The 22248-nt window shown below is 71.4% G+C and carries 29 protein-coding genes; 14 read left to right on the forward strand and 15 right to left on the reverse strand.

Going from position 1 to position 22248, the window contains the following annotated elements; translation table 11 throughout:
- Positions 1 to 59 precede the first annotated feature (59 nt).
- Positions 60 to 2906 (forward strand): LuxR family transcriptional regulator, encoded by a 2847-nt coding sequence (locus E1289_RS07840; protein WP_131976825.1) that lies wholly within the window; start codon positions 60 to 62, stop codon positions 2904 to 2906.
- Between the two features lie 24 nt (positions 2907 to 2930).
- Here the strand turns inward: E1289_RS07840 and E1289_RS07845 are convergent, their stop codons facing one another.
- Both E1289_RS07845 and E1289_RS07850 read right to left on the reverse strand, forming a co-directional pair.
- Positions 2931 to 3965: an SRPBCC family protein gene (locus tag E1289_RS07845; protein WP_131976883.1), complete on the reverse strand. Its 1035-nt coding sequence runs from the start codon at positions 3963 to 3965 to the stop codon at positions 2931 to 2933.
- A 34-nt stretch (positions 3966 to 3999) separates the two neighbouring features.
- Positions 4000 to 4788: an SRPBCC family protein gene (locus E1289_RS07850; protein WP_131976827.1), complete on the reverse strand. Its 789-nt coding sequence runs from the start codon at positions 4786 to 4788 to the stop codon at positions 4000 to 4002.
- A gap of 202 nt (positions 4789 to 4990) precedes the next feature.
- Here E1289_RS07850 and E1289_RS07855 point away from each other — a divergent pair, with 202 nt between their 5' ends.
- Positions 4991 to 5878 carry an NAD(P)-binding domain-containing protein gene (locus E1289_RS07855; RefSeq protein ID WP_131976829.1) on the forward strand — a complete coding sequence of 296 codons (888 nt, stop codon included), beginning with the start codon at positions 4991 to 4993 and terminating at the stop codon, positions 5876 to 5878.
- Here the strand turns inward: E1289_RS07855 and E1289_RS38060 are convergent.
- Complete coding sequence (locus tag E1289_RS38060) at positions 5863 to 6006, reverse strand: hypothetical protein (protein WP_165970390.1); 144 nt, start codon at positions 6004 to 6006, stop codon at positions 5863 to 5865. The two genes, E1289_RS07855 and E1289_RS38060, sit on opposite strands and share 16 nt — an antisense overlap.
- A gap of 182 nt (positions 6007 to 6188) precedes the next feature.
- On the reverse strand, positions 6189 to 6818 hold the full coding sequence (locus tag E1289_RS07860; RefSeq protein WP_131976831.1) for a TetR/AcrR family transcriptional regulator: 630 nt from the start codon (positions 6816 to 6818) through the stop codon (positions 6189 to 6191).
- 117 nt (positions 6819 to 6935) lie between these two features.
- Here E1289_RS07860 and E1289_RS07865 point away from each other — a divergent pair, with 117 nt between their 5' ends.
- Positions 6936 to 7778: an SDR family NAD(P)-dependent oxidoreductase gene (locus E1289_RS07865; protein ID WP_131976833.1), complete on the forward strand. Its 843-nt coding sequence runs from the start codon at positions 6936 to 6938 to the stop codon at positions 7776 to 7778.
- Between the two features lie 67 nt (positions 7779 to 7845).
- Here the strand turns inward: E1289_RS07865 and E1289_RS07870 are convergent, their stop codons facing one another.
- The 3 genes from E1289_RS07870 to E1289_RS07880 are packed head-to-tail and all read right to left on the reverse strand — an operon-like array spanning position 7846 to position 8900.
- Positions 7846 to 8301 (reverse strand): SRPBCC family protein, encoded by a 456-nt coding sequence (locus E1289_RS07870; RefSeq protein WP_131976835.1) that lies wholly within the window; start codon positions 8299 to 8301, stop codon positions 7846 to 7848.
- Between the two features lie 9 nt (positions 8302 to 8310).
- Positions 8311 to 8505, reverse strand: coding sequence for a hypothetical protein (locus tag E1289_RS07875; RefSeq protein ID WP_131976837.1), 195 nt, complete (start codon positions 8503 to 8505; stop codon positions 8311 to 8313).
- Positions 8502 to 8900 (reverse strand): ATP-binding protein, encoded by a 399-nt coding sequence (locus E1289_RS07880; protein WP_131976839.1) that lies wholly within the window; start codon positions 8898 to 8900, stop codon positions 8502 to 8504. Before E1289_RS07880 ends, E1289_RS07875 begins: the two co-directional genes overlap by 4 nt.
- Positions 8901 to 9005: 105 nt before the next feature.
- Here E1289_RS07880 and E1289_RS07885 point away from each other — a divergent pair, with 105 nt between their 5' ends.
- Genes E1289_RS07885 through E1289_RS07895 form a run of 3 tightly spaced genes read left to right on the forward strand, consistent with a single transcriptional unit; the run spans position 9006 to position 10181 of the window.
- The gene (locus tag E1289_RS07885; protein WP_131976841.1) at positions 9006 to 9830 is read left to right on the forward strand and encodes a helix-turn-helix transcriptional regulator; all 825 of its coding nucleotides are present in this window, start codon (positions 9006 to 9008) and stop codon (positions 9828 to 9830) included.
- Positions 9831 to 9867: 37 nt separating this feature from the next.
- Entirely contained in the window at positions 9868 to 9987 is a 120-nt protein-coding gene (locus E1289_RS07890) for a DUF397 domain-containing protein (protein WP_347813568.1), read from the forward strand.
- A 17-nt stretch (positions 9988 to 10004) separates the two neighbouring features.
- Positions 10005 to 10181, forward strand: a complete 177-nt coding sequence (locus E1289_RS07895) for a DUF397 domain-containing protein (protein ID WP_131976845.1) — start codon at positions 10005 to 10007, stop codon at positions 10179 to 10181.
- Positions 10182 to 10195: 14 nt separating this feature from the next.
- On the opposite strand, the gene E1289_RS07900 is transcribed toward E1289_RS07895, so the two are convergent.
- Entirely contained in the window at positions 10196 to 10372 is a 177-nt protein-coding gene (locus E1289_RS07900; RefSeq protein WP_131976847.1) for an SgcJ/EcaC family oxidoreductase, read from the reverse strand.
- A 169-nt stretch (positions 10373 to 10541) separates the two neighbouring features.
- Here E1289_RS07900 and E1289_RS07905 point away from each other — a divergent pair, with 169 nt between their 5' ends.
- Positions 10542 to 10937, forward strand: coding sequence for a hypothetical protein (locus E1289_RS07905; protein ID WP_131976849.1), 396 nt, complete (start codon positions 10542 to 10544; stop codon positions 10935 to 10937).
- Positions 10938 to 10982: 45 nt separating this feature from the next.
- Here the strand turns inward: E1289_RS07905 and E1289_RS07910 are convergent, their stop codons facing one another.
- Complete coding sequence (locus tag E1289_RS07910; protein ID WP_131976851.1) at positions 10983 to 11897, reverse strand: SDR family NAD(P)-dependent oxidoreductase; 915 nt, start codon at positions 11895 to 11897, stop codon at positions 10983 to 10985.
- 94 nt (positions 11898 to 11991) lie between these two features.
- Between E1289_RS07910 and E1289_RS07915 the strand changes: the two genes are divergently transcribed.
- A complete protein-coding gene (locus tag E1289_RS07915) occupies positions 11992 to 12390 on the forward strand; it encodes a helix-turn-helix domain-containing protein (protein WP_243712684.1) in 399 nt (132 codons plus the stop codon).
- A gap of 32 nt (positions 12391 to 12422) precedes the next feature.
- On the opposite strand, the gene E1289_RS07920 is transcribed toward E1289_RS07915, so the two are convergent.
- Positions 12423 to 13343 (reverse strand): NADP-dependent oxidoreductase, encoded by a 921-nt coding sequence (locus tag E1289_RS07920; RefSeq protein ID WP_207928853.1) that lies wholly within the window; start codon positions 13341 to 13343, stop codon positions 12423 to 12425.
- A gap of 46 nt (positions 13344 to 13389) precedes the next feature.
- The gene (locus E1289_RS07925; protein ID WP_131976857.1) at positions 13390 to 13833 is read right to left on the reverse strand and encodes a MarR family transcriptional regulator; all 444 of its coding nucleotides are present in this window, start codon (positions 13831 to 13833) and stop codon (positions 13390 to 13392) included.
- A gap of 68 nt (positions 13834 to 13901) precedes the next feature.
- On the opposite strand from E1289_RS07925, the gene E1289_RS07930 reads away from it, so the two are divergent.
- Genes E1289_RS07930 through E1289_RS07945 form a run of 4 tightly spaced genes read left to right on the forward strand, consistent with a single transcriptional unit; the run spans position 13902 to position 16309 of the window.
- A complete protein-coding gene (locus E1289_RS07930) occupies positions 13902 to 15098 on the forward strand; it encodes an MFS transporter (RefSeq protein WP_207928854.1) in 1197 nt (398 codons plus the stop codon).
- Between the two features lie 26 nt (positions 15099 to 15124).
- Positions 15125 to 15484: a VOC family protein gene (locus E1289_RS07935; RefSeq protein WP_131976859.1), complete on the forward strand. Its 360-nt coding sequence runs from the start codon at positions 15125 to 15127 to the stop codon at positions 15482 to 15484.
- A 1-nt stretch (position 15485) separates the two neighbouring features.
- Positions 15486 to 15860 (forward strand): metalloregulator ArsR/SmtB family transcription factor, encoded by a 375-nt coding sequence (locus tag E1289_RS07940; protein ID WP_243712685.1) that lies wholly within the window; start codon positions 15486 to 15488, stop codon positions 15858 to 15860.
- Positions 15857 to 16309, forward strand: coding sequence for an SRPBCC domain-containing protein (locus E1289_RS07945; RefSeq protein ID WP_131976861.1), 453 nt, complete (start codon positions 15857 to 15859; stop codon positions 16307 to 16309). Before E1289_RS07940 ends, E1289_RS07945 begins: the two co-directional genes overlap by 4 nt.
- A 4-nt stretch (positions 16310 to 16313) precedes the next feature.
- Here E1289_RS07945 and E1289_RS07950 read toward each other — a convergent pair whose 3' ends face one another.
- Positions 16314 to 18203, reverse strand: a complete 1890-nt coding sequence (locus E1289_RS07950) for an ABC transporter ATP-binding protein (protein ID WP_131976863.1) — start codon at positions 18201 to 18203, stop codon at positions 16314 to 16316.
- 133 nt (positions 18204 to 18336) lie between these two features.
- On the opposite strand from E1289_RS07950, the gene E1289_RS07955 reads away from it, so the two are divergent.
- A complete protein-coding gene (locus E1289_RS07955; protein ID WP_131976865.1) occupies positions 18337 to 19494 on the forward strand; it encodes an aminotransferase class V-fold PLP-dependent enzyme in 1158 nt (385 codons plus the stop codon).
- Positions 19495 to 19608: 114 nt separating this feature from the next.
- Here the strand turns inward: E1289_RS07955 and E1289_RS07960 are convergent, their stop codons facing one another.
- The 3 genes from E1289_RS07960 to E1289_RS07970 form a co-directional block, all read right to left on the reverse strand.
- On the reverse strand, positions 19609 to 20028 hold the full coding sequence (locus tag E1289_RS07960) for a CBS domain-containing protein (protein WP_131976867.1): 420 nt from the start codon (positions 20026 to 20028) through the stop codon (positions 19609 to 19611).
- An 84-nt stretch (positions 20029 to 20112) separates the two neighbouring features.
- Complete coding sequence (locus tag E1289_RS07965) at positions 20113 to 21132, reverse strand: LCP family protein (protein WP_131976869.1); 1020 nt, start codon at positions 21130 to 21132, stop codon at positions 20113 to 20115.
- Complete coding sequence (locus E1289_RS07970; protein WP_131976871.1) at positions 21129 to 21710, reverse strand: RNA polymerase sigma factor; 582 nt, start codon at positions 21708 to 21710, stop codon at positions 21129 to 21131. Before E1289_RS07970 ends, E1289_RS07965 begins: the two co-directional genes overlap by 4 nt.
- 224 nt (positions 21711 to 21934) lie before the next feature.
- Between E1289_RS07970 and E1289_RS07975 the strand changes: the two genes are divergently transcribed.
- Positions 21935 to 22248, forward strand: a 314-nt coding sequence (locus E1289_RS07975; protein ID WP_207928856.1) for a hypothetical protein, incomplete at its 3' end; no start/stop codon positions are given.

The raw sequence follows: 22248 nt of genomic DNA on the forward strand, positions 1-22248 counted from the left end.
GAGGTCTGTTCTAGCCGAGACCCGCTAGGTCAGGGTCGTTCCCGCAGAGGAGGACCGGCATGGCCCCTGAATCCCCGCCCCCACGGATCCACGGACGTGCTCACGAACTCGGCGTCATCGGGACGCTGCTCGACCGGGCCCGCGACGGCCACGGCGGCGCGCTGGCGATCGTCGCGGACGCGGGCACCGGCCGGACCGCCCTGCTGGACGCGGCGGCGCGCCGGGCCGCACCCGACTTCCGGATACTCGGCACCACCGGCGTCCGGCGGGAGGCGGCCGTCCCCTACGCCGGGCTGCACCGCCTGCTGCGGCCGCTGGCCGGACTGATCGCGGAACTGCCCGCGGCGCACCGGAACGCGCTCGGCGCGGTCACCCGCGGCGGGCGCGGCGGCACGCCGTTCGTCCTGTACGCGGCCGTGTGCGAGCTGCTGAGCCGGGCCGCGGAACGCGAACCCGTGCTGTGCCGGGCCGACGACGTCCAGTGGCTGGACCCGGTCTCGCTGGAGGCGCTGGCCTTCGCGGCGCGGCGCGTCCAGCACGACCGGGTCGCGATGCTGTTCGCCGCCCGCGGCGGCCGCGGCGACCCCGACGGCCTCGCCGGCATCCGGCGGCTGCACCTCGCGCCCCTCGACGAGGACGCGAGCCGCCACGTCCTCCAGGACGCGCTCGGGGAGGCGATGGGCTGCGCGGTCCCGTACGCCGCGATCGGCGGCGACCTCGCCGAGGACATCATCGACCTCGCCTGCGGCCGCCCGCTGGCGATCCGCGATCTCGCCGCCGCGCTGACCCCCGGCCAGCTGTCCGGCACCGTGCCGCCGCCCCGCTCGCTCCCCGCGGGCAGCACGCTGCGCGCCCTGAACCGCCGGCGGTACCTGCGGCTTCCCCCGGGCGCGCGGCGGCTCGTCCTCATGGTGGTGGCGGACGAGTGGGTCAACGCCGCGACCGTGGCGCGGGCCACCCGGACCGCGGGCATCGGCCCGGCCGACCTCGACGCGGCCCGCGCGTCCGGCCTGCTGCGGTTCGAGGGCGACGCGGTGACGGTGCGCAACAGGCTCGTCCGGTCCTCGCTGTGGGCCGACGCGTCGCGGGAGGAGCGGCAGGGGGCGCACGCGCTGCTCGCCGAGGTCCTCGTGCAGGAATGGCAGGGGCCGGCGCGGCTCTGGCACCGCGCGGCCGTCACCGGAGAACCGGACGCGCGGATCGCGGCGGAACTCGCGGCGGCGGCGCGAGCCGCCCAGCAGGCCGGCCGGTACGCCGACTCGTGGCGGGTCTGGCAGCGCGCCGCCGCCCTCACCGGCGAGGACGGCGCGCGGACGGACCGGCTGCTGTCCGCGGCCGGCGACGCCTGGGCGAGCGGCCGGTCCCGGCGGGCCCGGTCGCTGCTGCGGCAGGTTCGCCAGGTCGCGTGCGCGGAGGCGTGCGCCGCGCACGCCGACGGGCTGCGCGGCGAGATCGAGGCGGCGGCCGGCTCCCCCGCCGCGGCCGTGCCCATGCTCAGGGACGCCGCCGAACGGCTCGCCCGGCACGACACCGAAGCGGCACTGGCCGCGCTGGCCTGGGCGGCCGAGGCCGCCGACGCGTCCGGCGACCACGGCGCCTACCTGGAGATCGCCGGACGCGCCGCGACGCTCCCCGGCGCCGGCCCCGCCGCCGCGCCGCGCTCCGCGCTGCTGTCCGCCCACCTCACCGGCACGGCCGCCGCGATCCGCGGCCGCTACGCGGAGGCCGCGGAGCGCCTCCGCCGCGCCGTGCTGCTCGGCGCGGAGGTCACCGACGCGGCCGCGCAGACGTGGGCGGCGCTGTCGGCGTTCGTGCTCGGGGACGGCGCGGCCACCCGCTCCCTCGCCGCCGCCGCCGTCGCGGCCGCGCGCCGGGCCGGGAACGCGCCCCTGGAGTCGTTCGCCCTGGTGGTCGCCGGACGCTGCGAGGCGCTCCTCGGGCATCCCCCGGCGCCGATCGCCGCCTGCCACGACGGGCTGCGCCTCGCCCGCGCCGCCCAGCTGCACGCGCACACCGCCGAGCAGCTCGCCACGCTCGCGCTCACGGCCGCCTTCAACGGCCAGGACACCACCGCGCACGGGCATCTCGACCGGCTCGCCGATCCCGCCGGAAGCGGCGGCCTGACCCGCGCCGCCGCCTTCGGCTCCTGGGCGCCCGCCGCCCTCGACCTCGCCGCCGACCGTCCCGCCGACGCGGCCGCGCGCCTCCGGCTGCCCGGCGCCGCCGGGCCTGCCCATCCGCCCGCGCGGCTGCTGGCCGTCCCGCACCTGGTCGAGGCGCTCGTGCACACCGGCCGGCGGGAGCAGGCCGCCGCGGCGTTCGAGCACTACCGGCGCTGGGCGGACGGGACGCCGCGCGCCCCGGGACGCGCCGCGCTCGCCCAGCGCTGCCTGGCGCTGCTCGCCGCCCGCGACTCCGAGGCCACGGAGCACTTCACCGAGGCGCTCCGCCTGCACGAGGCCGCCGGCGCCGTGTTCGACCTGGCCCGGACGGAACTGCTGTTCGGGCACCGGCTCCGGCGCGGCCGCCGGCCCCGCGCCGCCCGCGAGCACCTCCGCGCCGCCCTGCGCATCTTCGAGCGCTACGACGCCGTCCCGTGGGCCGAGCGGGCCCGCACGGAGCTGCGCGCCGCCGGCGAGACCATCGCCCCCGCCGCGCCCGAAACGGCCCCGCCGCCCAGCAGGGCCGGAACGGACGGCGGGGCCGCGCCTCGCACCGCGAACGGCTTCGGGGAGCTGACCGCCCAGCAGGCGCACATCGCCCGGCTGGCCGCCGAGGGGGCCACCAACCGCGAGATCGCGGCGCGCCTGCTGCTCAGCCCGCGGACCATCGACCACCATCTCCGCAACGTCTTCACCCGGCTGGGGATCCGCTCGCGCGTCGAACTGGCCAGGCTGATCCGCTGACCGCGGGGTACGGCCGCCCCCACGTCAGCGGGCGGGCTCGTACTCCTCGGTCTCCTCCTCCTCGACCTCGGGAGCGGCGTCCTTGCGGTCGTGCTCCTCCTCGTCCAGGGCGTCCTCGTGCGTCCGGACGACCTCGCTGTCGCGGATCTCGCCGCGCCAGCCCTCGATCTCGTCGGCGCGGGTCAGCGACTGGGTCATCACGAACCGGCGGAAGTGCTTGAGCTCCAGCCGGACACGGCGGCCCTGGGCGCGCCAGAGGTTGCCGGTCCGCTCGAAGAAGCCCTGCGGGTGGTACTCCAGGACCAGCAGGACGCGGGTCAGGTTCGGCGACAGCTTGTGGAAGCTGACCGTCCCGTCCACATGGCCCTTCTGGCCCTTGGACCGCCACACGATGTGCTCGTCCGGGACCTGCTCGACGATCGTCGACTCCCACGTCCGGCTGGACCAGAAGATCTTCGCCTTCCAGTTCAGCTTGGTCTCGTCGGCCTGGTCGACGCTGACGACCTTCTTCATGAAGGACGGGTAGTCCTGGAACTGCGTCCACTGGTCGTAGACGAGGCGGCGCGGGGCACCGATGTCGATGTGCTCGACGATGTTGGTGACCTTCACCTTCTTGCCGCCGCCGCCCTTGCCGCCGCCCTTCTTGCCGTCGTCCTCGCCGTCGTCCTTGCCGAGGCCCGGGACGGCACCGCCGACGGTGTCCTTGAGGCGGCCGAGCACGCCCTGGCCGTTCTTCTCGGACTGGTCCTCGGACTGCTCGGTGGCCTCGTCCTCGTCCCGGGACTTCTTGCTCTGGGCGTCCTTCTTCTCCGGCTTCTCCTCGCCGGCGGACTCCTGGTCGTCCTTGCGGCCGGTGAACGCCCGGCTCGCCGCGACGGCCGCGCCGGCGCCGAGCAGGACGCCGCCGGCCGTGCCGACGGCCCGCCCGCCGGGCAGGCTCTTGGCGATCCCTCCGCCACCGCCCGGCAGGCTCTTGGTGATGCCGCCCAGGACGGGCAGCTTCTTGCGGCGGCCGCCCGGCAGCAGCTTGGTGACGTTTCCGACGGGCAGTCCGCCCATCCTGCTTCCACGTTTCATGGTCTCGCTTCTCTCCCTAGGGGCTGGTGACGATCTCGCCGTCGCGGATCTCGCCGCGCCAGCCCTCGATCTCGTCGGGGCGGGTCAGCGACCGGGTCATCACGTGACGGCGGAAATGCTTGAGTTCAAGGCGTGCACGGCGGCCCTGGGCGCGCCAGAGGTTGCCGGTCCGCTCGAAAAGGCCGGCGGGGTGGTACTCCAGGACGAGCAGGACGCGGGTCAGGTTCGGTGCCAGCTCGTGGAAGGTGACAGACCCGTCCACGTGGCCCTTCTGGCCCTTGGACCGCCACACGATGTGCCGGTCGGGGACCTGCTCGGTGATCGTCGACTCCCACGTCCGGCTGGACCAGAAGACCTTGGCCTTCCAGCTCAGCTTCTCGTCGGACTTCTGGTCGACGCTCTCCACCTTCTTCATGAAGGTCGGCCACTCCTGGAAGAGCGTCCACTGGTCGTAGACGAGCCGGCGCGGAGCTCCCACGTCGATCTGTTCGACGATGTTCGTCGGCTTCCCCCTCCGCCCCCGCCCGAAGATGTTGGCGAGGGTCTCCTTCAGGGCCGTCCAGCCGAAGCTCAGCAGCGCCCGCACCGGGGACTTGCCCGCGGCGAGCGCCTTGGCTCCGGCCAGCGCGGCCTTGACGATCGGACCGCCCTGCTCGGCCTTGGCCGTGAGGTCCCGGACGGCGCGTTCCAGCCGCCGTTCGAGCCGCTGGACGGTCCCGCCCAGCACCCGCCGGCCCAGCCGCCCGGCCGACAGCACGGCCAGCGCACCGCCCGCACCGGCGGCCAGACCCGTCCGGAAGTTCATGTCCTGTTCCCACTTCGTTTGTCCGCTCGTGTACGGCGCCGCATTACCCGGTCAAGTGACGGCAAAACAGGCTGCAGGCCAGGACAAGGCCCGAATTCCCCGAATCGGCTGCCCCGGGTGACGCCGGTCACGGTTGACCTCAAGTGGGCTTGAGGTCCTAGCGTGGCCGGCGATCGACCGTTCGGCACGACGAGGGAGAAGCATGAGCACAGAAGGCCAGGTCAGCGTCATCGGCCTCGGGGACATGGGCTCGGCGATCGCCGGGATGTTCGTGGAGCGCGGCTACGCGACGACCGTCTGGAACCGGACCGCGAGCAAGACCGCCCCACTGGTCGACGCCGGCGCGACAGCCGCCGCCACGGCCGCGGAGGCGGTGGCGGCGAGCCCGCTCACCGTGCTCTGCCTGCTCGACGGCACGGCGGTCGAGGAGGTTTTGGAGAACCTCGGCGGCGCGGTCGCGGGCAAGGTGCTGGTGAACGTGACGAGTTGCTCCCCCGCCCAAGCACGGGCGAACGAACGCTGGGCGCACGAGCACGGGGCCGAGTACCTGGACGGCAAGATCATGGGAGATCCGCCGTACGTGGGGACGACGAACATCATGCTGCCGTTCAGCGGATCACACGACGTTTTCAAGGCACACGAGTCGACGCTGAGGGAACTGGGGCCCATCACCTACCACGGCGAGGACGCGGGTTTCGCCGCCGTGGAATTCCTGGCCCAGGTCGCGGTGTCCTACGAACTGCTCATCGGCTTCCTGCACACGCTGAAACTGGTCCAGGCTGAAGGGTTCGACGTGACGGAGTTCGCCGGGCGCTTCGCAGACTCCCTGACCGCCTACCCGCCATTGCTCACCACGATGGCGAATGCCGTGAAGAACGGTGACTACGAGCCCGACCTGGGGCCGCTCAACGTCCAGGCCGCCCTCATGGACGACATGATCAGCCACCGCGAATCCCGCGGCGTGGAGGCTCTCCGAATGCGCGAGGTGAAGAGGCTCATGGACGCCCGGATCGCCGAAGGCCACGGCGACCAGGGCTTTTCCAGCCTCTTCGAACTGCTGCCGGCTGTGCAGGGTCAGACGTCGTCGTAGCCGAGATGCTCTTCGGAGTACAGGCGCCAACCGTCGTCCTGCTTGACCAGGACGAAAGTGATGCGCTCAATACGTCGGCATCCCAGGCGTAGCTGGAACCTCGCGTGCGAGTTACGGCCGGTTTGCATAAGCGTGCATCCCTTGTCGCCGCTCGCGGAAGCCGCCGCTGCTCGCCTCGAACCGCGCCGCCCACTCGGTCCGCAGCAGGCATTCCTGCACGGCCGGGAGCCCTTCGGCGGCCATGGGTCCGAACTCCGGGCCTTGATCGTTTCTACGTCCGGAGCCCCGCGTGCGATGGGGCCATCGCGGCTCACGGCCGGGGTGCGAAGGCGCTGAGGAATGTGCCCACCGCGGATTCGGCGACGGCCTTGCGTTCGGGGCGGGGGATGCGGCGGGTGCCGAAGCGTGACCGCGCCTCCAGCGGCCCGGTCAGCAGTGCCGTGAGGTGTTCGGCTGCCAGCGCCGGGTCGGAGACTGCGATGTGGCCTTCCAAGGCCAGCCGGGCGAGCCGGTCGGCGAGCGCTTGGGCAACCGGTTCGGCGACGCCGACCTGCGTCAGGTCCAGCAGATCGGGAAACTGCGGAATCTCGGCGTACAGCAGGCGCCTCAGCGCCCAGGACTGGGGGTCGCAGTAGCAGTCGACGAGGCGGATCCCGACGTTGGTCAGCGTCGCGGGCAGGTCGTCACCCGCCTTGGCCAGCAATGCCACCGCGGCCAGGTTGCGGGCCAGCGCCCGCTCGGACAGTGCGGCGACGGTCTCGCGGAACAGGGTCTCCTTGTCGCCGAAGTGGTTGTAGACGGTGGCCTTGGCGACTCCCGCCTCCGCGGCGATCTGGTCGACACGGGCCTGCGGGTAGCCCTCGCGCGCGAACACGGTGAACGCGGCGTCCAGGATGTCCTTCCGCTTGTCGATGCGGCCCCTGTCCAGTTGTGGGCTCATGTTCTCAGCATACGGAGTCGTCCATCGAACCAGACTCTTGAGGCCAGCATGCTCCCTCGTCAACACTAGTCTACTAGGACTGTTCGATTAGACTCATGAGTCTACTTAGGAGGATCATTGAGGACCATCGTGATCACCGGGGGCACTGACGGCATCGGCAAGGGACTCGGCCTTCACTACCTGGGCCGCGGCGCCCGGGTGATCGTCGTCGGCAGCAACCCGGACAAGGGCCGCCGGTTCCTGGAGGAGGCCCGGGCCATCGGCTCGGGCGAGCGCGCCGCATACGTGCAGGCCGATCTGAGCCTGGTGGCCGAGAACCGGCGGGTCGTCGCCGAAATCGCGCAGCGCCACCCGGTCGTGGACGCCCTGGTGCTGGCCGCGCGCTATTACCGCTCGACCCGCCGCGAGACCGCCGAGGGCATCGAGCACAATTTCGCGCTCTTCTACCTCAGCCGGTACCTGTTGGGCCACGGCCTGGCCGACCGGCTGGAGGCGGCGGAACGGCCGGTGATCCTCAACCTGGCCGGGCCGGGCGGTGACCTGTCGGCGATGAACTGGGACGACCTCCAGTTCACTCGTGACTACCGACCGGACCGGGTCATGGCGCAATGCGGCAAACTCAGCGACCTGGCCGCCGTCGAGTTCACCGCCGTACACCCCGGCACCCAGATCCGTTACGTCCTGGCGCATCCCGGCCTGACCGCCACGGGATTCACCGGTGACTACAACGAGGCCGACGCTGCACTGGTCGCCGGAATGCACGACCGCGGCCAGCCGGTCGACGCCGCCGTTGACATGCTGCGACGCCACCTCGACGACCCCGACCCGGAACCGCTGAGCGCCTACATGCAGCACACGAAGGTCGACGTGCACGGCGCGCCCTTCGACCCCGCCGCCGCGCGACGGTTGGCGGACATCACCCGGGCCATGCTCCCCGGGAGCGGCCAGCCGGCGACCTGAGCAGGAGGCACACCTCGCCGCGTCCGGCGCATGACACGCCACCGCTCATCTCACTTCGGAACAGGCGTTAGCCCTCCACCAGCTTCGCCAGATTGTCGAGCGCCATCCGCATACCGAGTTCGTTGTCGGACGGGGAGACGCTGTCGGGCATTCCGTCCTGCACCATGGTGATCTCCGTCCCCCCGTCCGCCTCGGCGAGCGTGGTGGTCATCGTCACCTCACCCCGCAGTTCCGGGGCACCCGTCTCGAACTCGAACACCTCGACGACCTGCTCGTTGGTCACCAGCTTCACGAAATGGCCGTGATAGGTATCGGTGTGCGCCGACGACTTCCCGACTTCGTCCTGCGAGTCATAGGTGAGCGAGACCCGGAAGAAGCCGCCTTCACGAGCATCGAACTCGTGCACGTGTGCGCTCATGTTCCCCGGCACCCGCCACCTCCCGATCGCGTCCGCGTCCAGAAGCGCCCGGTAGACAACCGAAGCCTCGGCCTTCACGAAACGGGACACCCGCGTCGAGTACATGAACCGACCCTAGCCCGAGAAGAAGCGGCGCACCCGCTCCTCCGCCTCGGGTTCGGCCACGGCGAGCAGGTCCAACGCCCCGTCAATGGACGCCACCGAAACGCGAACGTGCCCACTGACCCGCCAGCCACCGTCGTCGCCCCGCGTGATCGACCATTCCGGAAAGATCCGCTGAAGGAACAGCAGCAGAACCTCCTCGTTCACACGGACACCGGCTCGATCTCGGCCCAGACGACCTTCCCGCCCTCGCTCAGCGGGCGAGTCCCCCACCGCCGAACCAGCGCCTCCATGAGAAGCAACCCCCGGCCGCTTTCAGCCGCGTCGCCAACCGACCGGACCACGGGCACCGCATCCGACCGGTCCCAGGTCTCGACGACGGCACCCCCGTCCTCCCGCCGGTAGGCCCGCACGACCACCATCTCCCCTTCGGACGACCCGTGGGTGATCGCGTTCGTTGCCAGCTCACTGACGACCGTCCGGGCGACGTAGTCCTCCAACCCCCACGCCCCGAATACCAGCCCCACGAACTCCCGGACCCGCCTGATCTCCCCTGCCTCCGCTTTGATCACCATCGTCGCCGGTTCGGCCACCTTGCCCACCTCACAGATTGTTCTGATGTAGTGACACAGTGCGCCCGCTGGCCTATCGTTGTCGCCAGCCCGTGCAACACCTGAAAATTTGGCGATCTTGCAAGCCCAGAGGACATGACGAATCAACCCCCCGATCCGCGGTCGAGCATGTGGGCATGGACGGCCCACCACCTGCGTTTTCAGCGCATAGAGCGCGGACTCACCGGCGATGCCGTCGCCAAGATTCTCAACTGTTCACGATCCACGATTTCCAGACTCGAGAGTGGCGAGTCCCGGCTGACCGACAAACAGGCAGTCAAGCTGGACAAAGTATGGAGAACGGGTGGTTTCTTCACCTACGCCCTGTGGTATGCGCGACTCGCCCCCGACCCGCAGTGGCTATCGAGCTACACCGAGTTCGAGGCACGCGCATCGCTCATCCAGATGTTCAGCGGCCAACTCATCCCGGTCCTTTGCCAGACTCCCGAGTACGCACGCGCACTCCTGCTGGCCGGACGCAACGCGGACGTTGAGGGTGATCTCGCGAAACGCCTTGCGCGCCAGAAGATCCTCTCTCGACATGAACCACCGGAATTGTGGATCCTCATGACGGAAAACGTGCTGACGTGGCCCGTTGGGGGCACGGAAACCATGCTCGGCCAGTTGACCTACCTGAAAGAGCTGGCTGAACGACCCAACGTAGTCCTGCGCATCGTGCCCCGAGGCTCAGGGGAGTCCGAGGCGCTAGACGGCTCTTTCAAGGTCATCACAGTGCGAGAAGGTGAAATAGGGTACATAGAGGCCCCCACCGGCGGACGCCTCGTGATGGACGCGGACGGCGCGCGCGCCCTCCGCCGACGCTTCGAGCGTATCGGGGCAAAGGCCGCACCCGTAGACTCCACGGCAGGATTCATCGAGCGAGCGATGGAGGCTTTGAGTGAGCACTCCGGTATGGCGTAAGTCCAGCCGTTCCGCTGAAGGAACGTCCGGCCAGTGTGTGGAGATCGCAGCGTTTCCCGGTCTTGTGGGCGTCCGCGACAGCAAGGACCCCGACGGCCCCAAGCTCCTGCTCACCCCCGACGCCTTCCGCGCCATCCTCAACGACCTCAAGCACTGAGCCAGGTAGGGACCAAGGTGGACCTGATCAAGTGGCGGAAGGCACGGCGAAGCAGTGACCAAGGGGACGCGTGTGTGGAGGTGGCACGGTTCCCCGAAGTAGTGGGCGTCCGGGACAGCAAGGACCCCGACGGCCCCAAACTCCTGCTCACCCCTGACGCCTTCCGCACCGTCCTCAACGACCTCAAGCACTGAGCCAGGCTTCGCGACTACGGCTCACTGCGCCGGGGCACCTGGCCGCCGTCGAAGCCGACCAGGGCACCGTCCGGGTCGAACAGCGCCGCATACCTGCGGGCGTCTCGCCGGTTCCAGGCGAGGAGCAACTCTTCGTACAGCGCGGACACCGCCGCTTCGGCGGGCTGCGCATGTTCGGTCGTCTCTGGCATGCGTTTCAGCATCGCAGCCGACCGGGGCGATCTACCTGGGTTCATGAGAAGGGGCCGTCCGGCCTGTGACATCGCGACGTCAGGGTGGCGCCGCGGCCATGTGCGTGACGGGCCGTGACCCCCTAGAGTCCGGTGGCCGAGCTTGACGACAGACGAGAAAGGGGGCGGTATGTCCAATCCCTCGGCCGCGGCGGGCCGGACTGGGAAGCGGCGGAGCGCGGCGCGAGCGGCGGTGATCTGGGGAGTGACCGGTCTCGTGTCATACGGGCTCACGCTCACCTTGATCAGTGACACCTTCTTCTGGTTCGCGATCCCGGGTGTGCTCGGGCTCCTCACCGTCGTGATCATCGCGACGCATGCGGTGCTGAACCGGTCACCCGGAAACGACGATCTCAGGGTGCTGATGAAGCGCTACGCCGCGATCGTCCTGGTCTCGGCCGTGCTGGTGGCCGTGCCGTTGGTGGTGGACGTCCGCTACGCCTACCCGCTCATGGGCGTGGGGATGATGGCCTTCCTCGTCGCCGGAAAAACTCTGGTCGAGCAGAGGCGCCGCCCCCAGGCGTAAGGGGCCCGATGCCGGCGGCCCACGCGTTGGCGGGACTTCGACTGTTCACCGGGAGCCGTCCTGCCGCGTGGCGTGCGTCGGCTGGTCGGCGAGCAGTTCGGTTGTCGCGTCTGCGAGCCGTCGTGCAGCCGAAGGGGAGAGGGTCTCCAGGTCCAGCGACACCGGCTTCCCGCGGTCTACGGCCGTCAACGGCACGGCAGGGGGCGAATCGATGAACTCGTGAACGGGCGCGATCGCCTTCTCGACAGGCCGGGCGGCGACCCGGGCGATGGTCTTGATCAGCGCGCGGGTCAACGGGTTCATCCGTTCCATCGCGGAGTCGCCACTGCGGGTGAACCCGGGGTGGTACAGGACGTACGGGACCCGCCGGCCGAACCGCTCCGCCATCGCGACCCCCAGCAGGTCGTTCGCGCGGCCGGCCTGGAGCTGTGCGGTGATGGTGCGGTACCGGTTCTGCAACTGGAGGTCGTCCCAGTGGATCCGCCCGGAAGTGAGCCCGACACCGGCGATGTTGACGATCACCGGGTTCGAGCCCGCGGCCAAGGCGGACCGGAGCCCGTGACCCAGGAGGTAGCGGCTCAGGTAATAGAGCGCGAAGGTCGACTCCAGGCCGTCGCTTGTCTCGGTCCGCTCCGGAAACTGGCGGTTCGCCGCGAGTACCAGTGCATCGATGCTCTTGTACTCGGCCGTGACGTGCTCGATCACCTCCTGGTTTCCGGCGATCGTGCTCAGGTCCGCGGCCAGGAACCCGATCCGGTCCCCCAGTCCCGAATCCTCGGCTTCGGCGATCAACCGCTCGCCCTTTGCCGGGTTGCTGCCGACGGCCAGGACCCGGTCGCCTCGCGCCGCCCGACCCAGGACGAGGGCCCGGCCCATGCCGTCGGTCCCGCCCGTGACGATGACCGTCCCGACTCCGGGTCCGGCATCGGTGCCGGTGTCCTTGCGCTGCTGGTCGGCCATCGATCCCCCCGGTTACTTTTGGTATGCACCTCATCATCAGTGAGCGCCTGCGATCGCGGAAGAAGGCAGTTCGATGTCAGCAAGGAACACCGATGTGCCTGCCCTGCTCGACACACGGCTGCCGACCCCGGTGCCGGGCGATGAGCACGAGCAGTGCCCGGTCACCGACGTGCTCCGCAGAATCGGCGACAAATGGACGGTGCTGGTGGTGGTACTGCTCGGGCAACGGCCCCATCGGTTCAACGAACTCCACCGCGGCATCGAAGCCATCAGCCAACGCATGCTCACCCGCACGCTGCGCGGCCTTGAGGAGGACGGGCTGGTTCACCGAGAGGTCTTCGCGACCAACCCGCCCAGCGTGGAGTACAGCCTCACGCCGCTCGGCAGGTCTCTGCTGAAGCCGCTCTCGGTCCTGGCCGAGTGGGCCGTCGAGAATCAGCCCGCCATCGCCGAGAGCAGGCGCGTCAGCAACCTTCTGTCCGGCAGCACCTAGGCTCTGCACAGGCGCGTGCGGGCGGCCGCGGCTCAGGGGGTGATGATGAGCTTGCCGCGGGTGTGGGTGGTGCGGCTGGCGTCGAAGGCGTCGCCCACCCGGTCCAGGGAGAACGTTTCGGCCACGTCGACCTTGAGGGCGCCGCGGTCGGCCAGGGCGGCCAGGTCGGCGAGCTTGGCTCCGTCCGGGCGGACCCAGATCCAGTGGCCGCCGTGCTTCTCCACCTCGTTGTCGGCGACGGAGACGTGGCGTCCATCCGGTCGCAGGACCGCGAGCGTCGTGTCGAGCTGGCCGCCGGCGAAGTCGGCCACCGCGGAGACGCCGCCGGGCGCCAGCTCCCCGACGCGGTCGGCCAGGCCCTCGCCGTAGGCCACCGGCTCGGCGCCGAGTTCGCGCAGGTAGCCGTGGTTCTTCTCGGAGGCCGTGCCGATGACGCGGGCGCCCCGCTCGCGTGCGATCTGGACGGCGAGGCCCCCGACGCCGCCGGACGCCGCGTGGATGAGCAGGACGTCGTCGGGACCGATCTCCAGGCGGTCCAGGGCGCGCTGCGCGGTCATTCCGGCGAGCGGGAGGCCGCCCGCCTGGTTCCAGTCGAGCGCGGCGGGCTTGTTCGCCACGTGGTCCGCCGCCACGGCGACGTACTCCGCGAACGTTCCCGCGCCGACGGCGTCCTTGCGGGCATAGGACATGACCTCGTCGCCCGGCGCGAACTCCGGTGTGTCCGGTCCGAGCGCCCGTACCACTCCGGCGACGTCCCAGCCGGGGATGACGGGGAACACCGCGTCCATCATCCCGTCCAGGCCACCGGCCATGACCTTCCAGTCGACGGGGTTGACCCCGGCGGCGCGCACCTCGATCAGCACCTGGCCGGGGCCGACCTTGGGCTCGGAGACGTCACTGACCTTCAGTCGCGAGTTGTCCGGGGCGAATGAGTCATAGATGGCGGCGCGCATGCCCTCACCCTGCCACCGCACCCACCGCCTAAACCCCGGACCGGTCTCAGGCGAGAAGCGTTCGCAGCAGGGCGCGCAGGGAGTCCTGCTGGCCATCGTCGAGCGCGGCCAGCGGTGAGTGGGCGCTGAGCTGTTCGAGTGCCTTGGCGCGGTACTCCTCGCCGGAAGGGGTGAGGACGATCTGCTTGGCGCGCCGGTCCGTGGGGTGGGGGCGCCGCTCGACGAGCCCGTGGTCCTCCAGCCGGTCGACGACGAACGTCGCGTTCGATGCCTCGCACACCATCCGGGTGGCCAGTTCCCGCGCCGTGATCGGCTCGGTCAGCTCCCGGAGCGCGACGACCTGCGTCGCGGTGATGCCCAGGTTGTCGGCGACATGGCGGACGTGGACGTCGAGCCGCTGGGCGAACCGGTGGACGAGCCTGCACACGTCGCGCTCCATCTGGACGTCCGCCGGCTGCGCGTCCGCGGCATGCCCGGACTGCTTCGTCATGGCCCGAGTGTAGCCGCGTCACTTCGAGTCATGATAGTTCTAACTCGCATCATACAAACTCGAAGCAATTGGAGAGCCGCAGCGTGCCGCGTCCCGTCCTGTCCCTCATGCTCGTCGTGTTCGGCCTGACCACCGGCGAGTTCGTGATCGCCGGCATCCTGCCGGAGGTCTCCGCCGACCTGGCGGTGTCGATCCCCGCCGCCGGCCGGCTGGTGACCGCCTACGCGCTGGGAATGATCATCGGCGCCCCGCTGGTCACCACCGTCACCGCGCGGGTGCCCCGCAGGCCGCTCATCACCGGCCTCATCACCGTGTCCGTGCTCGGAAACCTGGCGTCGGCCCTGGCCCCCGGCTACGGCGTCCTGCTGGCATCGCGGTTCGCCGCCGGGCTCGTCGTGGCCACCTTCTTCGCCATCGCCATCGCGACATCGGTCTCGATGGCCCCGGCGGGCAGGGAGGCGTCCACCGTGGCGAAGGTCGCACTGGGGATGAACCTGGGCATCGTGCTCGGCACCCCCATCGGGACGTTCGTCGGCCAGCACCTCGGCTGGCGATCGACCTTCGCCGCGATCGCCGCGTTCACCGTCATGGCCCTCGCGCTCGTGCTGCGGTACGTCCCCGCCGGTCCCCCGGCCGCGACGGGATCGGTACGCGGCGAACTGCGGGTGTTCGCAGGGCGGGACGTCCAGCTCGCGATCGCCCTCACCGCCGTGGGCAACGTGGGGGTCGTCACCGTGTTCACCTACATCGCGCCCCTGCTCACGGACGTCAGCGGATTCACCGAGGACGCCGTCCCTGTGCTGCTGCTCGTGTACGGCGCCGGTGCGGTCATCGGGAACCTCCTCGGCGGCCGGCTGGCGGACAGGGCCCTCATGCCGTCCCTGACCGGGCTGCTGGCCGCGCTCGCCGTCGTTCTCGGCCTGTTCTGGGCGGCCGCCGAGTCCCGGGCTCTCACCGCGACGTTCACGTTCGCGATCGGCGCGCTGGCGTTCGCGATCATCCCGGGCATGCAGACTCGCGTGCTGGCCACGGCCGGTGCCGCTCCGACGCTGGCCGTGGCCGTCAACGCCGCGGGCTTCCAAGTCGCCGCCGCGTTCGCCGGCTGGCTGGGCGGCCGGGTGATCGCCGACGGGCCGGGACTGCGGTCGCTCCCGCTCACCGGCGCGCTCCTGACCGCCGCCGGCCTGGCCATCGCCGTGCACAGCCTGCGCCGGGACCGCCGTCCGGCCAAAACGCGTAGCCAATCTCCTACGCTTGACATGTAGGGAATAGCCTACCTATTGTCGGTCGCATGAACATCACACATGTGCGGATGGTGACCGTGCCGGTCTCCGATCAGGACGCCGCCAAGAGCTTCTACGCCGGCGACCTCGGGTTCGAGGTCGTGACGGACCAGTCGATGGGGCCGATCCGCTGGCTCCAGGTCGCCCCCAAGGGCGCGGACACGAACGTGGTTCTCGCGGACCACATGCCCGGCATGACGCCGGGCAGCGTCCAAGGGCTGATGCTGGAGACGTCCGACCTGGACGCCGACTGCGCGCAACTGCGCCGCGCCGGGGTGGACGTCGACGGGCCGCAGGATCTCCCGTGGGGACGCCAGGCCACGTTCACCGACCCGGACGGCAACGGCATCGTCCTGGCCGAGCGCTGACATGGGCGACGGCGTGGACACGGGCGGTGCCGGAGACATGGGCGGTGGCGGAGACATGGGCGGTGCCGGGGACGTGTTCGCCGCGCTGGCGAGCCCCGTCCGGCGGGAGCTGACGGCGCTGCTGCTCGACGGGCCGAAGCCGGTGAACGACCTGGCGTCCCAGTTCGCGATGAGCCGCCCGAGCGTCTCCGAGCATCTGAAGGTGCTGCGGGACGCCGGGCTGGTCAGCGAGCGGCGCAGCGGCCGGCAGCGGCTCTACCGGCTGGAGGCGGCGCCGCTGCGGGAGCTGTCGGAGTGGCTCGGCCCCTACGAGCGGTTCTGGCGGGAGCGGCTGTCCGACCTGCGCGAATTGCTGGACGAGGAGGACGGCGGATGACCCCGTCGCGGGACATGGGCGAGGAGCGCGCGTCGATCGAGGTCGACGAGTTCCTGCCGCATCCGCCCGCCAAAGTGTGGCGGGCGCTGACCGAGCCGGAGCTGCTGGGCCGGTGGCTGATGCCGAACGACTTCAAGCCCGTCGTCGGCCACCGCTTCACGTTCGCGTCGAAGCCGATCCCGAACGTCGATTTCGACGGGACGGTGGTCTGCCGGGTCCTCGCCATCGAGGAGGAGCGGCTGCTGCGGATCAGCTGGGGCGGCGGCGGGCTCGACACGACGGTGACCTGGCGGCTCGTCCCCGAAGGGCGGGGCACGCGCCTGTTCATCGAGCACGCCGGGTTCGACCTGGGCGACCCCGTCAACGCGTTCGCGTTCCGCGGGATGGGGAGCGGATGGCGCTCCGGCGTCATCCGCTCCCTCCGCGCGGCCCTGGCCGAGATCGGGTGAGCGCTCAGCCGACGGGCTCCAGGGGCGGCTCGCCGGGCTGGTCGGCGAACTGCGTGCGGTAGAGCTCGGCGTACCGGCCGCCGGCGGCCAGGAGTTCCTCGTGGGTTCCGCGTTCGGCGATGCGGCCGTCCTCCACGACGAGGATCAGGTCGGCGGCCCGGATGGTGCTGAGCCGGTGGGCGATGACGACGGCGGTCCGGCCGTCGAGGGCCTCGGCGAGGGCCTCCTGGACCGCCGCCTCGGACGTCGAGTCGAGGTGGGCGGTGGCCTCGTCCAGGATGACGACGCGCTGGCGGGCCAGCAGGAGGCGCGCGATGGTGAGGCGCTGGCGCTCCCCGCCGGACAGGCGGTAGCCGCGCTCGCCGACGACGGTGTCGAGCCCGTCCGGCAGGCCCCTGATGAGGGTGTCGAGGCGGGCGCGGCGCAGGACGTCCCACAGGTCGTCCTCGGTGGCCTCCGGCCGGGCGAGCAGGAGGTTGTCGCGGATCGACTCGTGGAACAGGTGGCCGTCCTGCGTGACCATGCCGAGCGTGTCGCGGATGCCCTGGAAGGTCAGGTCGCGGACGTCGGCGCCGCCCAGGCGGACCGCGCCGGAGTCGACGTCGTACAGGCGCGGGACGAGCTGGGCGATCGTGGACTTCCCCGCGCCGGACGAGCCGACCAGCGCCACCGTCTGGCCGGGCTCGGCGCGGAACGACACCTCGTGCAGGACCTCCACGCCGCCGCGGGTGTCGAGGGTGGCGACCTCCTCCAGGGACGCCAGGGAGACCTTGTCGGCGGACGGGTAGGCGAAGCGGACGCGGTCGAACTCGACGGAGATGGGACCGTCGGGGACGGCGCGGGCCTCCGGCCGCTCCGCGACGAGCGGCTTGAGGTCGAGGACCTCGAAGACGCGCTCGAAGCTGACGAGGGCGCTCATCACCTCGACGCGGGCGCTGGCGAGGGCGGTCAGCGGCGCGTAGAGGCGGGTGAGGAGCAGCGCGAGGGCGACGACCGCGCCGGCGTCGAGGTCGCCGTGCAGGGAGAAGTAGCCGCCGAGGCCGTAGACGAGCGCGAGCGCCAGGGCGGAGACCATGGTGAGCGCTGTGATGAAGACGTGCTGCACCATCGCGGTGCGGACGCCGATGTCGCGGACGCGGCGGGCGCGGGCGGCGAACTCGGCGGACTCGCGCGCCGGGCGGCCGAACAGCTTCACCAGCGTCGCCCCCGGCGCCGAGAAGCGCTCGGTCATCTGGGTGCTCATCGCGGCGTCGTGCGCGGCGGCCTCGCGTTCGAGCCGCGCCAGGCGGCTGCCCATGCGGCGGGCCGGGAGGACGAACACGGGCAGCAGCACCAGCGCCAGCAGGGTGATCTGCCACGACAGGCGGACCATCACGGCGAACGTGAGCAGGACCATCACCAGGTTGCTGACGACGCCGGAGAGCGTGTCGCTGAAGGCGCGCTGGGCGCCGATGACGTCGTTGTTGAGGCGGCTGACCAGGGCGCCGGTGCGGGTGCGGGTGAAGAAGGCCACCGGCATGCGCTGGACGTGGTCGAACACCGCCGTGCGCAGGTCGAGGATCAGGCCCTCGCCGATGCGGGCCGACAGCCACCGGTTGGCGAGGCCGAGGCCGCCCTCGGCCAGCGCGAGGAACGCGATCAGGACGGCGAGCCAGACGACCGTGGACGGCGCCGCCTGCTCGACGATGGCGTTGACGACCTGCCCGGCCAGCACGGGCGTCGCGACCGCGAGGACGGCCATCACCACGCTGATCCCGAGGAACACGGCCAGCGGCCGCCGGTGCGGGCGGGCGAACCGGCCGATGCGGCGCAGCGTCGCCTTCGAGAAGGGTCTGCTGTCGCGTGCGTTCATCGCGTGGTGCAACGACATCCACGCGGTGACTTCCATGTCCATGACGAACCCCGTGCTCGGTAGGCGATGATCGTTATCTGGAAGAGAGCATGCGGCCTCAACGAAGGTTGAGGTCAAGTCGCCGCCTGTGCCCAGGGTCGCGCGGGGGTACGACATTTTCGAAGGGAAACGGCACGTGGACATCGGCAGGCTCCGGACCGACACCCCCGGCTGCGCGAAAGTGGCCCATCTCAACAACGCCGGCGCCGCGCTGCCGCCGCGTCCCGTGATCGACGCCGTCGCGGAGCACTTCACGCTGGAGAGCACGATCGGCGGGTACGAGGCCGCGGAGGCCAACGCCGCCGCCGTCGAGCACTTCTATGCCGCGACGGCCGCGCTGATCGGTGCGCGCCCGGACGAGATCGCCTACGTGGAGAACGCCACCCGGGCCTGGGACATGGCGTTCTACGCGGTCCCCTTCGCCGAGGGCGACCGCATCCTCACGACCACGAGTGAGTACTCCAGCAACGCGATCGCCTACCAGCAGGTGGCCGCGGCCAGGAACCTGAGCGTTCAGGTCCTCCCGGACGAGGCCGACGGGACCCTCTCACTGGACGCGCTGGCGGCCGAACTCGGCCGGGGCGGCGTGCGGCTCGTGTCGCTGAACCACGTCCCCACGCACAACGGGCTCGTCAACCCGGTCGCCGACGTCGGGCGGCTGTGCCGGGAACACGGCGTCCTCTTCCTGCTGGACGCGTGCCAGTCGGTCGGCCAGCTCGCCGTGGACGTCGACGAGATCGGCTGCGACATGCTGTCGGCCACCGGCCGCAAGTTCCTGCGCGGCCCGCGCGGGACCGGATTCCTGTACGTGCGGCGGGAGGTCGTCCCCGTCCTGGAGCCGCCGTTCCTCGACCTGCGGGCCGCCGACTGGAAGGCCCCTGACGGCTACGAGACGCGGGACGACGCGCGCCGCTTCGAGACGTGGGAGCGGTACGTCGCCGGGCAGATCGGGCTGGGCGTCGCCGCCGACTACGCGGCCGGCCTGGGGATCGCGGAGATCGAGGAACGCGTGACCGGGCTCGCGGCCGGGCTGCGCGACGCGCTCACCGAACGGCCCGGGACGACCGTCCTCGACAAGGGCGCCCGCCCGTCCGGCATCGTCACGTTCACCGTGGACGGCCACGACCCTGGTGAGATCAAGGACGCCGCCAGGGAAGTGGACGTCAACGTCAACGTCGCGAACCCGGCCTCACACGGATACGACCCGCACGCCGCTCCGGCGGCCGTGCGGGCCTCCGTTCACTACTACAACACCGAAGAGGAACTGGACCGCCTGCTGTCGGTCCTTCCCTGACGGGGACGGGCGCGCCCGGCGGCCGGGGATGGAGATCGACGGGAGCCTCCGGACGCGCCCTGGCTCGAAGGTTCTGCGGATCGGGTGCCGGGGCGGATCAGGTGCTCGGAAGGGTCAGGTGTTCGGGCGGGCGGCGCTGATGTCGGCGAGCGCGGAGACCTCGTCCTTCTCCATCGCCAGGTCGCCGATCGTCACGATGCCCACCGGCCGGCCGTCCTCGATCACCGGCAGCCGGCGCACGGCCCGCTCCCGCATGATCTGGGCGGCCTTGTCCAGCGAGTCGTCCGGCCCGACGGTCGCGGTCGCGGTGCTGGCGATCCCGCCGATCTTCTGCTGCTTCGGGTCACCGCCGGCGGCGAGCCCGCGGATCACCAGGTCGCGGTCGGTGACGAGCCCCATGAGGTCGTCCCCGTCGGCCACGAGCACGGCGCCGATGTCCTCGTCGCGCATCGCGCGGGCCACGGTCACGATGTCCAGCTCCGGGGACACCGACGTCGGGGAACCGGTCATGATGTCGCGGATCTTCGTTGCCATCATCACTCCTTGAGCCTCGTCCGTTCGTCTTTCGGGCCCGGGATGAGTCGGCACCTACCCGGCAGAAGCGGCCTCACTCATGGCTCACTCCCGGAACGGCGCGAACAACCGCTCGGCGGCCTCCGCGTCCCAGGCGAGCCGGTTCGGGTCCGCCGGCGCCGGCCGGACGGGAGCGGTCCTGAACTCCACGTCACCCGCCCCCGTCCCCGCGAAGGTGTCCGCGAGGGCCTTAAGGGTGCCGACGTTCAGCCGGGGCACGGTCTCGACCGACACAGCCGCGGCGGCGAGGAACCGGCCGAAGAGCAGGGGGTTATCGCTCTGCAGCGCCTTCATCCGCCGCACCAGTGCGGCCATGAACATCTGCTGGCGCTCGATGCGGCCCCGGTCCGAGCCGTCCCCGAGCCCGCGGCGGGCACGGACGTACGCGAGGGCCTGGCGGCCGTCCAGCGTCTGGGTACCGGCGGACAGCCGCAGGCGGGCCGCCGGGTCGGCGACGGGCGCGGGCAGCGTCATCTCGACGCCGCCGAGAGCGTCCACCATCCGCCGGAACCCGTCGAACCCGAGCACCGCGGTCTGGTCGATCCGGACCCGGGTCAGCGACTCCACGGTCCGCAGCGTGCACGCGGCGCCCCCCCGCGTGAACGCCGAGTTGATCAGCCCGGGGCGGGCCGGGGCGTCCTTCCCGCCCGGGTTCGCGCAGCCGGGGAGCGTCACCAGCAGATCGCGGGGGATGCTCACCACCTGGACGTTCTTCCGGTCGGCCGGCACGTGCACGAGCATCAGGGTGTCCGCGCGCGGCGGGTACCCGTCGCGCCGCGCGTCCGAGCCGATGACGAGCACGTTGAGGGGCCCGGCCGGCGCCGGTGGGGTCGTGTCCGCCGCCGGTTTCTGGTGCCGGTCGTGAAGCGTCAGCATCGGAAGGAGGATGGCCGCGGCCGTCACCGCCGCCACCGCGCCGAGCAGCGGCCAGCGCACCCGGCCGCCCCGCCCCCGCTGCCGCGACGCGTGGAGCAGCCGCCCGCGCTGCCGGGCGAGCGAGGCCGGCGGCTCGTGCTCCAGCTCGCGGCCCAGGTCGCGGACCAGTTCGAGATCGTCCATGGTCATGCCTCCTCGCGCGTCGGGTCGGTGCCGCCGAGCGCCTCGCGCACCTTGCGCCGGGCCCGGTTCAGCCGGGAGCGGACGGTGCCGACGGGGATGCCGAGCGCCCGCGCCACTTCGTCGTAGGTCAGGTCGCCCCACGCGACGAGCAGCAGGACGTCGAGGTCCCTCCGCGGGAGCCTCGCCAGCGCCTCGGCCAGCACCGGACGCGACGCCGACGCGGTCACCCCCGCCGCCACCCGGTCGGCCGGTCCCTCGACCGGCCCGTCCACCGGGCTCCTGCGCAGCGCCCGGTAGCGCACGGCCTCCGTCCGGTGGTGCCGCGCGACGAGCTTCGTCGCGATGCCGAACAGCCACGGCCGCGCGTCGCGCTGCGCGAGGTCGTACCGGTGCCGTCTGCTGAAGGCGGCGAGGAACGTCTCGCCCACGATGTCCTCCGCGGCCTCCGGTCCGAGCCTGCGGGAGACGTACCGGAAGAGCATCGCGGAGTAGCGGTCGAACAGCGCGGCGAACGCCTCAGGGTCGGCGAGCGAACTCCTGATGAGATCGGCGTCGTGCTCCTGCGCCGTGGGGGGAACGGTCATCGCGGCCACCATGGCATGCGCACCGAGCCTTCCCGTGTGGGGATGTTGTCGGCGATGTCTCTCCACAACGCCCCGTACGGGTTCACGCCGGGCTCGCGACACCTGCTCCGCTATCACGGATCCGCGCGAACCTTCTCGATAAACTGCGCATCCTTCACTATGACGGGGCTGTCGGGGGAGACCGCTCCAGCTGCCTGGTGGTACCAGCCGAGGAGGGGCCTGCCGTGGACGACGCCAAGCGGGAGCGGGAGCCGTCGGCGTCCGGCGACGGGGACGGGCGCGAGTCCGCCCGCACCGCCACCACCGAGTTCCGCCTCCCGCCGAAGGTCGATCTGACGCGGCCGGACATCCCCGTCCGGCGCCCCGCCGAGGCGGAGGAAGAAGCGTCCGAAGAGCCCGCGGAGGACGAGACCGCCCCCGAAGCGGCCGCCACCGAAGCGGACACCGAGGCCGAAGGGCCCGAGACCGGAGAGACCCGGCCCGCAGAATCCGAGGCCGCTCCCCAGCACGGCTCCGCCGACACGGCAGCGCCGCCCGC

Source organism: Actinomadura sp. 6K520, from assembly GCF_004349245.1.
Lineage (GTDB): Bacteria > Actinomycetota > Actinomycetes > Streptosporangiales > Streptosporangiaceae > Spirillospora.

Coding starts and splice junctions, on each gene's coding strand:
- E1289_RS07840 (WP_131976825.1), top strand. CDS start 60: ATGGCCCCTGAATCCCCGCCCCCACGGATCCACGGACGTGCTCACGAA.
- E1289_RS07870 (WP_131976835.1), bottom strand. CDS start 8,301: ATGTACTCGACGCGGGTGTCCCGTTTCGTGAAGGCCGAGGCTTCGGTT.
- E1289_RS07845 (WP_131976883.1), bottom strand. CDS start 3,965: ATGGGCGGACTGCCCGTCGGAAACGTCACCAAGCTGCTGCCGGGCGGC.
- E1289_RS07905 (WP_131976849.1), top strand. CDS start 10,542: ATGTCCAATCCCTCGGCCGCGGCGGGCCGGACTGGGAAGCGGCGGAGC.
- E1289_RS38060 (WP_165970390.1), bottom strand. CDS start 6,006: ATGCAAACCGGCCGTAACTCGCACGCGAGGTTCCAGCTACGCCTGGGA.
- E1289_RS07925 (WP_131976857.1), bottom strand. CDS start 13,833: ATGACGAAGCAGTCCGGGCATGCCGCGGACGCGCAGCCGGCGGACGTC.
- E1289_RS07850 (WP_131976827.1), bottom strand. CDS start 4,788: ATGAACTTCCGGACGGGTCTGGCCGCCGGTGCGGGCGGTGCGCTGGCC.
- E1289_RS07885 (WP_131976841.1), top strand. CDS start 9,006: ATGACGAATCAACCCCCCGATCCGCGGTCGAGCATGTGGGCATGGACG.
- E1289_RS07940 (WP_243712685.1), top strand. CDS start 15,486: ATGGGCGACGGCGTGGACACGGGCGGTGCCGGAGACATGGGCGGTGGC.
- E1289_RS07920 (WP_207928853.1), bottom strand. CDS start 13,343: ATGCGCGCCGCCATCTATGACTCATTCGCCCCGGACAACTCGCGACTG.
- E1289_RS07935 (WP_131976859.1), top strand. CDS start 15,125: ATGAACATCACACATGTGCGGATGGTGACCGTGCCGGTCTCCGATCAG.
- E1289_RS07910 (WP_131976851.1), bottom strand. CDS start 11,897: ATGGCCGACCAGCAGCGCAAGGACACCGGCACCGATGCCGGACCCGGA.
- E1289_RS07960 (WP_131976867.1), bottom strand. CDS start 20,028: ATGGCAACGAAGATCCGCGACATCATGACCGGTTCCCCGACGTCGGTG.
- E1289_RS07900 (WP_131976847.1), bottom strand. CDS start 10,372: ATGCCAGAGACGACCGAACATGCGCAGCCCGCCGAAGCGGCGGTGTCC.
- E1289_RS07970 (WP_131976871.1), bottom strand. CDS start 21,710: ATGACCGTTCCCCCCACGGCGCAGGAGCACGACGCCGATCTCATCAGG.
- E1289_RS07855 (WP_131976829.1), top strand. CDS start 4,991: ATGAGCACAGAAGGCCAGGTCAGCGTCATCGGCCTCGGGGACATGGGC.
- E1289_RS07945 (WP_131976861.1), top strand. CDS start 15,857: ATGACCCCGTCGCGGGACATGGGCGAGGAGCGCGCGTCGATCGAGGTC.
- E1289_RS07860 (WP_131976831.1), bottom strand. CDS start 6,818: ATGAGCCCACAACTGGACAGGGGCCGCATCGACAAGCGGAAGGACATC.
- E1289_RS07965 (WP_131976869.1), bottom strand. CDS start 21,132: ATGACCATGGACGATCTCGAACTGGTCCGCGACCTGGGCCGCGAGCTG.
- E1289_RS07950 (WP_131976863.1), bottom strand. CDS start 18,203: ATGGACATGGAAGTCACCGCGTGGATGTCGTTGCACCACGCGATGAAC.